This window comes from Natronobacterium gregoryi SP2, from assembly GCF_000230715.2.
Lineage (GTDB): Archaea > Halobacteriota > Halobacteria > Halobacteriales > Natrialbaceae > Natronobacterium > Natronobacterium gregoryi.
Map to the genome: position 1 here is coordinate 72,724 of NC_019792.1, position 13,639 is coordinate 86,362.

Sequence of the window (13,639 nt, forward strand, 5' to 3'; positions counted from 1 at the left end):
CGTAACTATAAACACGGGAGAACCGGTCGATTTCGCGTCGGCGACGGGTCTTTCACCACGGTCCGTGTAGCCGGGGACATGCTCTCGAGGGTAGCCTGGCTCGCACTCGAGGTCAAACACCTCGAGTCAGCACGAGCCTTCTACGGGGAGACGCTCGGAATGGCGACTCGACCGGAGCGCGAGGAGCGGTCGGAACTCGTCTTCGCCGCCGGCGAAACCGACCTCGTCCTCCGGCGACCGACCGCCGTCCCCCGCGGCGGCCTCCACACTCACTTCGCGTTCTCGATTCCGGCTGACGAGTACGGCGACTGGTGGAGTCGACTCGAGGAAGAGTACGACCTGGAGGAAGCGAAGTTCGGTTCCTCGAAGTCGCTGTACCTGTACGATCCCGACGGTAACTGCGTAGAACTCGGCCAGCAAGACGTCGGGGGGCCGGGCATCGACGGCATCTTCGAGGTCGTTCTCGAGGTCGAAGATGTGGCGCGGGCCGAGTCGTTCTACGCCGACCTGGGGTTCGAGACGATCGACACCGGCGACGATCGGACCCGCGTACGGATGCACGGCCCGATGGCGCTCGAGTTGTGGGAGCCACACCTCGGGATCGCAGACGCCCGCGGCGGGGTCCACGTCGACCTGGGGTTCGAAGCCAGCGAGCCGACGGCAGCGCTCGAGGCAGTTTCCGACCGAGTCCAGCAGATCGACCAGATCGATGACGAGCAGGTCGTCGTCCGGGACCCTGACGGTCACGTGCTGACGGTCACGAGAAAGCCGTAGTGTTCGAAGTGGAAGCCGTCTGTCGGTTCGCTACTCGAGTGCAGGTTCACGATTGCTGTGAACTGCCTCGGGGTCGAGTGGTTCGAGACGCCGAGGCGTCTCGTCGTCAAACGAGACCAGAGTCTCGCGGACATCGCGGAGCGTTGCTCTGTCTGGTGGGGCCAGTAACCGGTTCGACACGGCGCTCACATCGTACAGCGACTTCTCGAGGCACTCGACGACTCCGAGGAGACTGCCGCGAGATGTCGCTCAGAGTCGATCCGTATCGACGTCGACGCCAGGCGGCGTCACGATCAGAAACCCCCGAAAGTGAACCAGGTTGCCACCGGCTTCCTTGACGTCGCGGGCGAAGCCGGCGGCCAGTTCGTTGACGTCGCCTTCGACGGTGAGCACGAGCACGTTCCCCCTCGAGACGGCCTCGAGCCACTCGTCGGCTGGCGTCGTGCCGTCGAGGATCCCGAGGACGATGCTGCCGTCGAGGTCGAGTTCGTCGTCGATGTGTTCCTCGACCGTCCGCAGATCGAGGTCGAAGTCGCTCATGTAGGGCCTCTCGAAGCCCGACGAGAAAAACGTTCCTCTCTCCCGAACGCTCGCTTCTCGTGCTCGTCGGAGAGTGGAGCCCGACAGCGCCGTGCTCAGACGATTGCTGTTCGGATTTTCCCGTACAACCCTGTCCGAAGCGGTTGCACCGACACTGACAGGAACCGTGTCAATCTGCCGAAAACGTCTTTTGGAACCCGTAACACTCCGTCCGGTGTGTTTTCTCGTCGACGAGCAACGTCACCGCCACGTCCTCCGTGACGGACGTTCGCGTCGTCCGCGACAACAGTCACCGTCGGTCGTCTCCACGGGCGGCTGGAGGGTCGTTGGGCCGCGAACTCCTCCGAGCCAGATGGCAACGCGTCGAGTTGCTCGAGTCGCCCGCCGAGTGTGTGAACGTGCCCGAGTTCTTCCTAGTTGTCCGTCTCGAGACTCTCCGTTCTTTCTTCGGCGTGGACGCCGTCGAGGATGATAGCGTGTGTCGTGTCGTTCGTGACGGTCTCGAGGTTGGCGAAAGATGCGTCGGTCAGTCCGTCGGTGATTTCGTCTGTCGTCATCGCAAGCAACGCGCCCACGCCGGGGTGACGTACTCACACGGCGACGATGATCGATACCGAACGACTACCGGGAGACGTGGCTACTTCTCGCTGTCCGCCGTACAGGCCAGAGACGGGACACACTCTTTTCGCTCCCACTCCAATCCCTGCGCATGCGTGACCTCGACGAAACGGATCTCGAGATCCTCGAACTGCTTACCGAAGACGCCCGACGCCCCTACAGCGAGATCGGCGACCACGTCGACCTGACGCCGCCTGCGGTCTCCGATCGCATCTCCAGACTCGAAGAGCAAGGTATCATCCGAGGGTTCACGATCGACGTCGACCGCGAGAAACTACGAGACGAGACGGCTGCGTTGGTCGAACTCGAACCGCCGCCGGCCGCCGTCGACGACGTCTACAGGGCCGCGGCGGAACTCGGAGGCGTCGAGGGGATCTACGAGGGGGGAGACGGTCGGGTACTGGTACAGGCGACGCTGCCGGGGTCCGACGTTCGGTCGTGGCTCGAGACGGAACTCGATCTCGAGGTCCTCGAAGGATACGACGTCACGCTGCTCTCTCGGTCGGACCGCGTGGTCGGGGTCTCGGCGGACGGGTTCGCACTCGAGTGTGTCGTCTGCGGGACGGAAGTCGTCGGCGACGGGGTCACTGCGACGGTCGACGGTGAGGTGAAGACGTTTTGTTGTCCGTCCTGTGAAGACCGGTACGTCAGCCGCTACGAATCCCATCAGGACGCACTCGAGTGACGAGTCATCGAACATCGACGCCGGGAGGAGAGAGATTTTGAACGGATGTGCAGATTACAGGTTGTTACTGCCGTCGTGGTGCCCATCTGTCAACTCGAGATCGCGCGCCAGCGCGAGAGCACCCCCGAACGCGGTATCACTGGCTAATACACTTGGTTGTGGGCTGTCGGCTGGCAACTGCAGCCATATGATATAATTTCGTATTACCTATATAAGGACGTTGGGGTCGTGTGGTTTTTTGTTTCGACGCGACGAGCGGCACGGACGTTCACTGCCACGGCCCGGTTGCAGCACCAGATTTATATACGACCTCCCGCCTGGGATTCGAGTACAATGTCTGTACAAGACGAGCAGTCCTCTGACACCAGTCAGGGGGGTCGAGTTCTTCCAGGGCACGTTAGATTCTACTGACGAAATAACGTCAGCACGTGTTTTCGACACGACCCTGCGAGATGGTGAACAGTCACCCGGTACTTCGTTCTCGTACGACGACAAGCGACAGATCGCCTCGATTCTGGACGAGATGGGGACCCACGTCATCGAAGCGGGGTTCCCCGTCAACTCCGACGCTGAGTTCGAGGCCGTCCGTGATATCGCTTCCTCGACGTCGACGACCACCTGCGGGTTAGCCCGCGTCGTCGACACTGACATCGAAGCGGCGCTTTCTTCCGGCGTCGGGATGGTCCACACCTTCGTGTCCACCAGCGATGTCCAGATCGAGGACTCGATGCACGCCACGCGAGCAGAAGTCCGTGAGCGCGCAGTCGAATCGGTCGAACGCGTCGTCGAGACGGGAACGACCTGTATGTTCTCGCCGATGGACGCGACGCGAACAGACGAGGAGTTCCTCGTCGACGTGATCGAAGCCGTCACGGAAGCGGGTGTCGACTGGATCAACGTTCCCGACACCTGTGGCGTCGCCACGCCCGGTCGGTTCCGGGCCATGATCGAGAAGGTCACGGCCCACACTGACGCGCGGATCGACGTCCACACCCACGACGACTTCGGGCTGGCAACTGCCAACGCCTTGGCCGGCATCGAGGCCGGCGCGGACCAGGCCCAGGTCTCGGTCAACTCTATCGGGGAACGTGCCGGCAACGCCGCCTACGAGGAGTTCGTGATGGCAGTCGAGTCGCTGTACCAGACCGATACGGGAATCGACACGACCCGCATCACCGAGCTCTCGGCGGTCGTCGAGGAGAAAAGCGGGATGGACACGCCGAGCAACAAACCCGTCGTCGGTGACAACGCTTTCTCCCACGAGAGCGGCATCCACGCCGCCGGCGTCATCGAAAACTCCGACACCTTTGAACCCGGCGTGATGACTCCCGAGATGGTCGGTGCCGAACGCCGACTCGTCATGGGGAAACACACCGGCACCCACTCGGTCCGAGAACGCCTGCACGAACGTGGGTTCGACCCCACCGACGAGCAGGTACGCGCGGTCACCCGCCGCGTCAAAGACTACGGAGCCGAGAAACGGCACGTCACGGTCAACGACCTCGAGCGGTTCGCACAAGAGACCGACATCGACCGGCAACAGGAGCGAGAGGGGGTGCGACTCTGAGAGATGACGGTCGTCTCTCCGTTCGCCACTGCTCGAGAGCATCGGCTGTTGCACTCGGTGGCTTCGAAAACTCGCCTCACTCACAACAGTTATGTCGGCCGGGGTCCGTACGTGGACAATAATGACGCTCCGCGCTCGTCTGTCCGCTCGATCCGAGGGCGACAGCAGCGCGTTCGCCGCGATCCGTATTGTAGGGGCGTACTAGCCCCTCACCTATTACTCCGTCACGACCTCGGCTTCGTATCGGTTTCAGAGCGACCAGCAATCCAGCAGATGACATCACACTATCCAGGGTCCACCACCGGACCAACGAACACGGATCGCCGCGAGAACGCGGGAGATACTCGATGAGCGAACGCGCAGCGAAAATTACGCCACCCGACGAACAGCACGACGAACAACCGAATCCCGATACGGCGGCTGCCGCGGACGACGACCAGTCGACGCCAGTAACGACGGGTGCAGAAGCCGTCGTTCGTGCACTCGAGAACGCGGGCGTCGAGTATGCCTTCGGCGTGCAGGGCGGGGCGATCATGCCTGTCTACGATGCGCTGTACGATTCGGATATCCGTCACGTGACGATGGCCCACGAGCAGGGCGCGGCCCACGCGGCCGACGCCTACGGCATCGTCTCGGGCGACCCCGGCGTCTGTCTGGCCACGTCCGGTCCGGGTGCGACGAACCTCGTGACCGGGCTCGCCGACGCCGACATGGACTCTGATCCGCTGGTCGCCCTGACGGGCCAGGTGCCGACGGCGTTCGTCGGTAACGACGCGTTTCAGGAGACGGATACGACTGGCGTGACGACGCCGATCACGAAAGACAACACGTTCGCGTCCGACCCCGGGACGGTCGGCGACGACGTCGGCGAGGCGTTTGCCCTCGCGGGCGAGGGTCGACCCGGTCCGACGCTGGTCGACCTGCCGAAAGATGTCACGAAAGCCGAGACGAAGACCGCGCCCGGCGAACCCGAGACGCCCGAGACCGACGAGTACCAGGATCGGGCAGATCCGGAGATCGTCGAGGCTGCGGCCGAATGGATCGAGAACGCCAGTCGACCGGTCATGCTTCTGGGCGGCGGCGTCATCAAGGCCGAGGCCAGCGAGACCTGCCGTGAGTTTGCGGTCGAACGCGAGATCCCGGTGGTCACGACGATGCCCGCCCTCGGGTCGTTCCCCGAAGACCACGGACTCTCACTGGAGATGGCGGGGATGCACGGCACCGGCTACGCGAACCTGGCCATCTCGAACTGTGACACGCTGATCGCGGTCGGCACCCGGTTCGACGACCGACTCACCGGCGGGATCGAGACGTTCGCGCCCGACGCGGAGGTCGTCCACGTCGACATCGACCCCGCAGAGATTTCGAAGAACATCTACGCGGACTACCCGCTGATCGGCGACGCCGACACCGTCGTCTCGCAACTCGCGGATGCCGTCGACTCCTCGCCCGAAGCGACGAAGTGGCGCGCCCAGTGCCAGCAGTGGAAGTCCGACTACTCGATGGCTTACAATGCACCCGACGACGAGCCGGTCCAGCCGGAGTTCGTCGTCGAAGCACTCGACGAGGCCACGAGCGACCGAGCGATCGTCACCACCGGTGTCGGGCAACACCAGATGTGGGCCTGCCAGTACTGGACGTTCACCGAGCCCCGGACGTGGGTCTCGAGTCACGGACTCGGAACGATGGGCTACGGCCTGCCGGCGGCGATCGGCGCGCGACTCGCGGCCGACGACGACCAGGAAGTGGTCTGTGTCGACGGCGACGGCTCGTTCCTGATGACGATGCAGGGGCTGTCCGTGGCCGTCCGCGAGAACTTAGACATCACGGTCGCCGTGCTCAACAACGAGTACATCGGCATGGTCCGGCAGTGGCAGGACGCCTTCTTCGAGGGCCGACACGCCGCCTCGGACTACGACTGGATGCCGGAGTTCGACAAACTCGCCGAGGCCTTCGGCGCAGAAGGGTACCGCATCGACGACTACGACGAGGTCGCCGACACCATCGCCGACGCCGTTGCCTACGACGGCCCCTCGGTGATCGACGTCCACATCGACCCCGAGGCGAACGTCTACCCGATGGTGCCAAGCGGCGGCGACAACGCTCAGTTCGCACTGACGGAGGAGCAGCTATGACCGTCGGACGACTGCCGTCGCCCGACTGCATGCGGACCTGCGAGACGGCGTCGCCGTCTCGACGTTCGTTTCACTTCGGTCAGCGAACCACGGGGTGGTCCGCATGACCCACGGACTCGACGGACCGGCACCCGAGAAGCGACGGCTGCCAAACGGCCGACGGAACGAACAGGGCATTCGCGTCGACCCCGAGGTCGAGGTGACCCACGAGCCCCGGCGGACCGTCATCTCGGCGCTGGTCCAACACGAACCCGGCGTGCTCGCCGAAGTCTCGGGACTGTTCTCGAGACGGCAGTTCAACATCGAGAGCCTGACGGTCGGCCCGACGAAGAACGAAGACCGCGCTCGGATCACTCTCGTCGTCGAGGAGCCCGATCCTGGGATCGATCAGGTCAAAAAACAGCTGCGGAAGCTGGTACCGGTCGTCTCCGTCCGAGAACTCGAGCCCGACGCGATGTCTCGCGAACTCGCCTTGATCAAGGTCGACGCTCACGACCCTGCTGCAGTCAACGCCGTTGGCGACATGTACGACGCAAAGACCGTCGACTCGAGTCCGGAGACGGCCACCTTCGAGGTCACTGGCGCACGCCAGAAGATCGAGGCTGCGATCGAGACGTTCGGCCAGTTCGGCATTCGGGAGATCGACCGGACCGGTACGACGGCGCTGGCCCGTGGGACCGACGAAACCGCTGGCCCGACGCCCGCAGAGGAACGCGTATCGACCGCCGACGAGGCGAACCAGCAGTACACCACCGCAGACGATGACTGACGAATTCACCACCGACATCTACGACGACGACGACGCAGACGTATCGACGCTCGACGACGAGACCGTGGCCGTCCTTGGCTACGGCAGCCAGGGCCACGCTCATGCGCTGAACCTGAACGAGAGTGGCGTGGACGTAGTCGTCGGCCTGCGCGAGACCTCTTCCTCGCGTTCGGCCGCCGAAGCCGACGGACTCGCGGTGACGACGCCCGCAGACGCCGTCGCACAGGCGACCTACGTCTCCGTGCTCGTGCCCGACACCGTCCAGCCGGCCGTCTACGAGAACGCGATCGAACCGAACCTCGAGGTCGGCGACACCCTGCAGTTCGCCCACGGACTGAACATCCACTACGACCAGATCGAACCCCCGGAAGACGTCGACGTGACGATGGTCGCACCGAAGAGTCCGGGCCACCTCGTGCGGCGCAACTACGAGAACGACGAGGGAACGCCCGGCTTGCTGGCGATTTACCGGGACACGACCGGCGACGCCCACGAACGAGCGCTCGCGTACGCGAAGGCGATCGGCTGCACTCGAGCGGGCGTCATCGAGACGACGTTCAGAGAAGAGGTCGAGTCCGACCTCTTTGGCGAACAGGCAGTACTCTGTGGCGGCGTCACCGCGTTGGTCAAGCACGGCTACGAGACGCTCGTCGACGCGGGCTATTCGCCCGAGATCGCCTACTTTGAGTGTCTGAACGAACTCAAACTCATCGTCGATCTGATGTACGAAGGCGGGAACATGGGGATGTGGAACTCCGTCTCGGATACGGCCGAGTACGGCGGCCTCACTCGCGGTGAACGCATCGTCGACGAGAGTGTCCGCGAGAACATGGAGGAAGTCCTCGAGGAAGTCCAGAACGGGGAGTTCACCCGCGAGTGGATTCTCGAGAACCAGGCCGGTCGCCCGAAATACGGGCAGCTCCGGGAGGCCGAGAAGAACCACGAGATCGAGGCGGTCGGGGAGCGACTCCGCGATCTGTTCGCGTGGGCCGAGGAAGCGGAACCGGAAGACGCCGAGGTGCCGGCGGACGACTAACGCACCACCAGAATACACTACCACAGACCAATGAGCGAAACCGAGACCAACACAGATGCGATGGGCGAAGTCAGTCACACCAATCCCTACACCGGCCGAACGGTCGGGCAGTTGTTCAGCCGCGGGCCGACGGCCGTGACCGACGGGGGCGAGCCAGCTGACGCCGAGACGAACGAACGATCGCACGGAACGATGAAAGACGTCGCGCACACACCGCCACACGACGCCGACGACGCGAACAGCGTCTTCGAACGCGGCAGCGAACACGCAGACGTCGGAGAGGAATGAGCGAGGGAACGCTGTACGACAAGGTGTGGGACCGCCACAGGGTGACGACGCTGCCGACCGGCCAGGACCAGCTGTTCGTCGGCCTCCACCTCATCCACGAGGTGACCAGTCCCCAGGCCTTCGGCATGCTCCGGGAACGGGACCTCGAGGTCGCCTACCCCGACCTCACCCACGCGACGGTCGACCACATCGTCCCGACGGCCGATCAGTCCCGACCATACGAGGAAGACGCCGCCGAGGAGATGATGGCCGAACTCGAGGAGAACGTCCGCGAAGCGGGAATCGAGTTCTCGGACCCCGACAGCGGCGACCAGGGGATCGTCCACGTCATCGGCCCGGAGCAGGGGCTGACCCAGCCCGGAAAGACCATCGTCTGTGGTGACTCACACACCAGCACGCACGGTGCTTTCGGCGCGCTCGCCTTCGGCATCGGCACCAGCCAGATCCGCGACGTGCTCGCGACGGGCACCGTCGCCATGGAGAAGCAAAAGGTCCGAAAGATCCAGGTCGACGGCGAACTCGGCGAGGGCGTCGAGGCGAAAGACGTCGTCCTCGAGATCATCCGCCGTCTCGGTACGGAGGGTGGCGTCGGCTACGTCTACGAGTACGCCGGCGAGGCCATCGAGAACCTGGGCATGGAGGGCCGGATGTCGATCTGTAACATGTCCATCGAGGGCGGTGCCCGCGCGGGCTACGTCAACCCCGACGAGACCACCTACGAGTGGCTGAAGGAGACGGACTACTTCCAGGAGAACCCGGAGAAGTTCGACGAACTCGAGCCCTACTGGGAGTCGATCCGGTCGGACGAGGACGCGGAATACGACGACGTCGTCCACATCGACGCGAACGAACTCGAGCCGGTCGTCACCTGGGGTACCACTCCCGGCCAGGGAATCGGCATCATGGACCCGATTCCGGCACCGGCGGACCTGCCCGCGGACAAGCAGGACACGGCCCGACGCGCCCAGGAGCACATGCGCGTCGAGCCCGGCGAGACGATGGACGGGTACGAGGTTGACGTCGCCTTCCTCGGCTCCTGTACGAACGCCCGGCTGCCCGACCTTCGGCGGGCTGCCCGGATCGTCGAGGGGCGCGAGGTCCACGACGACGTCCGCGCGATGGTGGTTCCCGGCAGTCAGCGCGTCCAGGAGGCCGCCGAGGAGGAAGGGCTGAAGGACGTCTTCGAGGAGGCCGGCTTCGAGTGGCGCAACGCCGGCTGTTCGATGTGTCTCGGCATGAACGAGGACCAGCTCGAGGGCGACGAGGCCTGCGCATCGTCGTCGAACCGGAACTTCGTCGGGCGCCAGGGATCGAAGGACGGCCGCACAGTCCTGATGAACCCGCGGATGGTCGCCGCGGCGGCGCTCGAGGGTGAAGTGACCGACGTTCGCGACCTGCCGGAAGTGGAGGTGACCGCCTAATGGCCGACACAGACGAAGTCGAGATCCCCGAAGTCGACTACGTCTCCGGATCGGGTATCCCGATCCGCGGGAACGACATCGACACCGACCAGATCATCCCCGCGCGGTTCATGAAGGTCGTCACCTTCGACGGCCTGGGCGAGTTCGCGTTCTTCGATCTGCGGTTTACCGAGGACGACGAACTCAAGGACCACCCGATGAACGAGGAGCGGTTCCAGGATTCGTCGGTCATGGTCGTCAACAACAACTTCGGCTGTGGCTCCTCGCGCGAGCACGCCCCGCAGGCGCTGATGCGCTGGGGGATCGACGCGATCGTCGGGGAGAGCTTTGCCGAGATCTTCGCGGGCAACTGCCTCGCGCTCGGCATCCCGACCGTGACGGCCGACGCCGAGACGATCGAGGAACTGCAGGACTGGGTCGACGAGCATCCCGACGGCGAACTCGAGATCGATATCGAGGCCGAAACGGTCACGTACGGTGGTGAAACGATCGACGTCACCGTCGACGACGCCCAGCGCAAGGCGCTCGTCGAGGGCGTCTGGGACACGACGGCGCTGATGAAGTCCAACGCCGGCGAAGTCGCGAAGTTGGCCGGGGATCTGCCGTACGTCGAGGACGCGGCGATTCCCGAATCGGAGTAGCGAGTCGGGGTCGCTCGAGTGGAATTTTTGGGGTAAGGACGTGTGTGCGGAGGAATCTTGTACAAGGGTGGAGACTGGGGGCCTTGTACAAGAGTGGTGGCTGGAGGCACCGTTCGTCGTCGGGACGGTGTGCTGAACCAACTCGTCAGTATCCTAACGTTCTTTACGAATGATTCCGTATCGAACAGATGCGCACGAAAGTGCGCCGAGCCGGAGCCTTGCCACCAAGCACGTACTCCGGCTCACACACGGCCCCCGCATAGCGGGAGCAATCCATCATTGGCGTTGGCGAAATAAAGAAGTGCCGACGTTCCGCCGAGCCAGTCGCAACTGCGACCGACTCTCTCGCTGGGTTGCGTTTCTCGTCGCTGGGGTCGAAACCAACGCAAAACATGGTCTCGAGAACTCCCATCCACTGCGACTGTGGTACCGACGTCAGCGTCGCGATGGCCGTCGATCCGGGTCGGTGTCCGGACTGCGAGACGGCGTCCGCGACGACGATTACCGAACCCCCTACCGATCACGATGCACCCCGCACTCACGACAGTACTCGCACGTATCGCGGCCCGTGAGGACCGCGAACGGACGGCGTTGCCACCGCTGTACGAGGCCGTCGATCCCGAGGCGGTTGCCTCGTTGCTCGAGTCTTCGACGCCCGTCGTCGTTCAGTTCGAGTACGACGGCTACTCGGTCGTGATCGGACCTAGCCCTCACGAGGTGACAGTGATCGACGAGGAGCGGTAACGGCTCGTCGATCGCTTTTCTCGAGTCGACAGTCACGCTTAACCGGACCGACTGTCTCGAGTCGAGTAATGTCTCGCCCGTCGACTGGTTCGCCGAGCGTGTGGCGACCGGTGGGGACGGTACTGGTTCTCGTACTCCTCGTGGTGCTCGCCTCGAGCGGTGCGGTAGCAGTCGGAACGGCGGACGGCGGGTCGTCCGCGTCGGCTCTGGTTTCGCCGGAGTCGGCTCATCCGACCGAGGAACCGAGGTCGGCGATCGATCCCGCACTCGAGAACGCCACCGGCGAAGTTCGCGTCGTCGTCCAGTTCGAGGACCTCGAGTCCGACACGATCCCCGCCAGCGAGGACGCGATCGAGCATCGACAGAGCCACGCGAACGAGAGCCAGGAGTCCCTCGAGCGCTACGCAGACGAGACGGCAGGGGTCACGTTCGAGCGTGGGTTCTGGATCACAAACGCCGCAGTCGTGACGGTGGACAGCGACAGTGCGGACGTCAGGGAACTGGCGAGGGTCGACGCCGTGACTGGCGTGCACGCCGACAACGCAGTCGTCGCCTCGAGTGGGGCGGCCGACGGTGCGACGGCGGCGGCGAGCGACGAGTCCGGCGTCGAGTACGCCGACGGCCTCGAGACGATCAACGTTCCGCAGGCGTGGGAGGAGTTCGACACGCGGGGCGAGGGTGCGACCGTCGTCGTCCTCGACTCGGGCGTCGACGCGGATCACCCGGACCTCGAGGTCGACGGCTGGAAGGACTTCTCGGACGCGGCCGCCGCCGATCCGATCGACTACGACGGCCACGGCACCCACGTCTCGGGGATCGTCGCGGGTGGCGACGAGAGCGGAACCCAGATCGGGGTGGCTCCCGAGGCCGAACTCGTCCACGGGGCGATCGTCACCGACTGCGAGAACGAGTGTCGTGGCCGGGAGTCGACCGTCCTCGAGGGGGTCGAGTGGGCGATCGAGCAAGACGCCGACGTCGTGAGTATGAGTTTCGGCTGGAAGGGGTACCGCCCGAGCATGATTCGGGCGGTCGAAAACGCCAACGACGCGGGTGCGGTCGTCGTCGCCGGCAGCGGAAACGAGGGAGAGGGGACGTCGATTTCGCCGGGGAACGTCTACGACGCTGTCGCCGTCGGTGCGAGTACCGGTTCCGACTCGATCGTCGACTTCTCCTCGGGCGAGGAGATCGCTACCGACGACGCGTGGGACCGACACGCGCCCGACGATTGGCCCGCCTCGTACGTCGTTCCCGACGTCGTCGCGCCAGGTGTCGGCGTGAAAGGGCCGGTCCCCGGCGGCGACTACGCTTCTCGGAGTGGGACGAGCAAAGCTACGCCACACGTCGCGGGAACGGTCGCACTGATGCAATCCGCGACCGAGGACGACCTGACTCCCGACGAAATCCAGCGCGCGCTCCGGGAGACCGCCTGGAAACCAGACGACGAACCCGACGACCCCGACACCCGGTACGGTCACGGGATCATCGACACGCGCGAAGCCATCGATGCGGTCGGCGATCACTCGAGCGTCGAGGGGACCGTTACGGACGCCGTGACGGACGAACCGCTCGCGGAGGCGACCGTCGAGATCGTCGCCGAGGATGGAACGGTTGCCGAGATCGAGACCGACGAGGACGGAACGTTCGACCGCTTCGGACTCGAGGGCGACGAGGAGTACACCGTCGTCGTGGCGAAGGAAGGATACGAGACGACCGCAGAGACGGCGTTCGTCCCTGCCGACGAACGAGTCACGATCGACGTCGTCGCGGCCGGTGACGGCGAACTCGAGGTCACGGTCAGGGATGCTCACTTCGACGCTGGCATCGAGGACGCGTCGGCCGCTCTGAACGGCAGTCGCGGCGTTTACCCCGGAAATCACCTCGAAAACGGGACGTACGTCGTATCCGACGTACCGACGGACGAGTACTACACCCTCGAGACGAACGCGGACGGCTACGGCGACGAAACGCGACGGATAGCAGTCGAGGACGACGCAGCGACGAGGACGGTTGCGATGACAGGCGACGCAACGCTCGCGGTCACAGTCGAGAGCGAGGAAGCAGATGATCCGATCGAGAACGCCTCGGTCGTACTCGAGCGCGGCGACGGGGAATCCTATGAAACGGCCAACTTGACGGACGAAACCGGACAGCTAACGATAACGCTTCCTGGGACGGGCGAGTCCTACACGGTCGAAGCCACGGCACCGGAGTTCGTGACGACCGCCGTCGAGAGCGATCCGGTGGAGAGCGAGGCGACGGAGGCGGTGACGGTCGTTCTCTCCGAGCCGTTGCTGCCAGTTCCCGGCTTCGGGCCGGCGGTTGCGGTCGTGGCGCTGCTGGCGTTCGCGCTGCTGGCGACGCGAATCGACCGTCGAGCGTGACGCCGCCGCGAGGGCGAGCCAATCGGAGAACTGACGGTAC

The 13,639-nt window shown here is 64.5% G+C and carries 12 protein-coding genes and 1 pseudogene; 11 read left to right on the forward strand and 2 right to left on the reverse strand.

Annotated elements, in window-relative coordinates; translation table 11 throughout:
* Window positions 1-78 precede the first annotated feature (78 nt).
* Window positions 79-774 (forward strand): VOC family protein, encoded by a 696-nt coding sequence (locus NATGR_RS00340; protein WP_005579850.1) that lies wholly within the window; start codon window positions 79-81, stop codon window positions 772-774.
* 249 nt (window positions 775-1,023) lie between these two features.
* On the opposite strand, the gene NATGR_RS00345 is transcribed toward NATGR_RS00340, so the two are convergent.
* Window positions 1,024-1,314 (reverse strand): DUF5779 family protein, encoded by a 291-nt coding sequence (locus NATGR_RS00345; RefSeq protein WP_005579851.1) that lies wholly within the window; start codon window positions 1,312-1,314, stop codon window positions 1,024-1,026.
* A gap of 169 nt (window positions 1,315-1,483) precedes the next feature.
* A pseudogene (locus tag NATGR_RS00350) lies at window positions 1,484-1,871 on the reverse strand (rubrerythrin).
* A 152-nt stretch (window positions 1,872-2,023) separates the two neighbouring features.
* Between NATGR_RS00350 and NATGR_RS00355 the strand changes: the two are divergent.
* The 10 genes from NATGR_RS00355 to NATGR_RS00400 all read left to right on the forward strand — a co-directional run bounded on the left by NATGR_RS00355 (window position 2,024) and on the right by NATGR_RS00400 (window position 13,599).
* On the forward strand, window positions 2,024-2,617 hold the full coding sequence (locus tag NATGR_RS00355) for an AsnC family transcriptional regulator (RefSeq protein WP_005579853.1): 594 nt from the start codon (window positions 2,024-2,026) through the stop codon (window positions 2,615-2,617).
* Window positions 2,618-2,939: 322 nt separating this feature from the next.
* A complete protein-coding gene (locus tag NATGR_RS00360) occupies window positions 2,940-4,184 on the forward strand; it encodes a LeuA family protein (RefSeq protein WP_449406420.1) in 1,245 nt (414 codons plus the stop codon).
* 347 nt (window positions 4,185-4,531) lie between these two features.
* Complete coding sequence (gene ilvB, locus NATGR_RS00365; protein ID WP_005579857.1) at window positions 4,532-6,319, forward strand: biosynthetic-type acetolactate synthase large subunit; 1,788 nt, start codon at window positions 4,532-4,534, stop codon at window positions 6,317-6,319.
* Between the two features lie 103 nt (window positions 6,320-6,422).
* Window positions 6,423-7,088: an acetolactate synthase small subunit gene (gene ilvN / locus NATGR_RS00370; protein WP_005579858.1), complete on the forward strand. Its 666-nt coding sequence runs from the start codon at window positions 6,423-6,425 to the stop codon at window positions 7,086-7,088.
* A complete protein-coding gene (ilvC, locus tag NATGR_RS00375) occupies window positions 7,081-8,124 on the forward strand; it encodes a ketol-acid reductoisomerase (protein WP_015233185.1) in 1,044 nt (347 codons plus the stop codon). The genes ilvN and ilvC overlap by 8 nt, the downstream gene beginning before the upstream one ends.
* 30 nt (window positions 8,125-8,154) lie before the next feature.
* Complete coding sequence (locus NATGR_RS00380) at window positions 8,155-8,412, forward strand: hypothetical protein (protein WP_005579863.1); 258 nt, start codon at window positions 8,155-8,157, stop codon at window positions 8,410-8,412.
* The gene (gene leuC / locus NATGR_RS00385; protein WP_005579864.1) at window positions 8,409-9,833 is read left to right on the forward strand and encodes a 3-isopropylmalate dehydratase large subunit; all 1,425 of its coding nucleotides are present in this window, start codon (window positions 8,409-8,411) and stop codon (window positions 9,831-9,833) included. Before NATGR_RS00380 ends, leuC begins: the two co-directional genes overlap by 4 nt.
* On the forward strand, window positions 9,833-10,474 hold the full coding sequence (gene leuD, locus NATGR_RS00390; RefSeq protein WP_005579865.1) for a 3-isopropylmalate dehydratase small subunit: 642 nt from the start codon (window positions 9,833-9,835) through the stop codon (window positions 10,472-10,474). Before leuC ends, leuD begins: the two co-directional genes overlap by 1 nt.
* Before the next feature lie 525 nt (window positions 10,475-10,999).
* Window positions 11,000-11,218, forward strand: coding sequence for a HalOD1 output domain-containing protein (locus NATGR_RS00395; protein WP_005579866.1), 219 nt, complete (start codon window positions 11,000-11,002; stop codon window positions 11,216-11,218).
* A gap of 68 nt (window positions 11,219-11,286) precedes the next feature.
* Complete coding sequence (locus NATGR_RS00400; RefSeq protein ID WP_005579867.1) at window positions 11,287-13,599, forward strand: S8 family serine peptidase; 2,313 nt, start codon at window positions 11,287-11,289, stop codon at window positions 13,597-13,599.
* The last annotated feature ends 40 nt before the right edge of the window (window positions 13,600-13,639 follow it).

Coding starts and splice junctions, on each gene's coding strand:
- NATGR_RS00400 (WP_005579867.1), top strand. CDS start 11,287: ATGTCTCGCCCGTCGACTGGTTCGCCGAGCGTGTGGCGACCGGTGGGG.
- NATGR_RS00345 (WP_005579851.1), bottom strand. CDS start 1,314: ATGAGCGACTTCGACCTCGATCTGCGGACGGTCGAGGAACACATCGAC.
- NATGR_RS00395 (WP_005579866.1), top strand. CDS start 11,000: ATGCACCCCGCACTCACGACAGTACTCGCACGTATCGCGGCCCGTGAG.
- NATGR_RS00340 (WP_005579850.1), top strand. CDS start 79: ATGCTCTCGAGGGTAGCCTGGCTCGCACTCGAGGTCAAACACCTCGAG.
- NATGR_RS00355 (WP_005579853.1), top strand. CDS start 2,024: ATGCGTGACCTCGACGAAACGGATCTCGAGATCCTCGAACTGCTTACC.
- leuD (WP_005579865.1), top strand. CDS start 9,833: ATGGCCGACACAGACGAAGTCGAGATCCCCGAAGTCGACTACGTCTCC.
- ilvC (WP_015233185.1), top strand. CDS start 7,081: ATGACTGACGAATTCACCACCGACATCTACGACGACGACGACGCAGAC.
- ilvN (WP_005579858.1), top strand. CDS start 6,423: ATGACCCACGGACTCGACGGACCGGCACCCGAGAAGCGACGGCTGCCA.
- NATGR_RS00380 (WP_005579863.1), top strand. CDS start 8,155: ATGAGCGAAACCGAGACCAACACAGATGCGATGGGCGAAGTCAGTCAC.
- leuC (WP_005579864.1), top strand. CDS start 8,409: ATGAGCGAGGGAACGCTGTACGACAAGGTGTGGGACCGCCACAGGGTG.
- ilvB (WP_005579857.1), top strand. CDS start 4,532: ATGAGCGAACGCGCAGCGAAAATTACGCCACCCGACGAACAGCACGAC.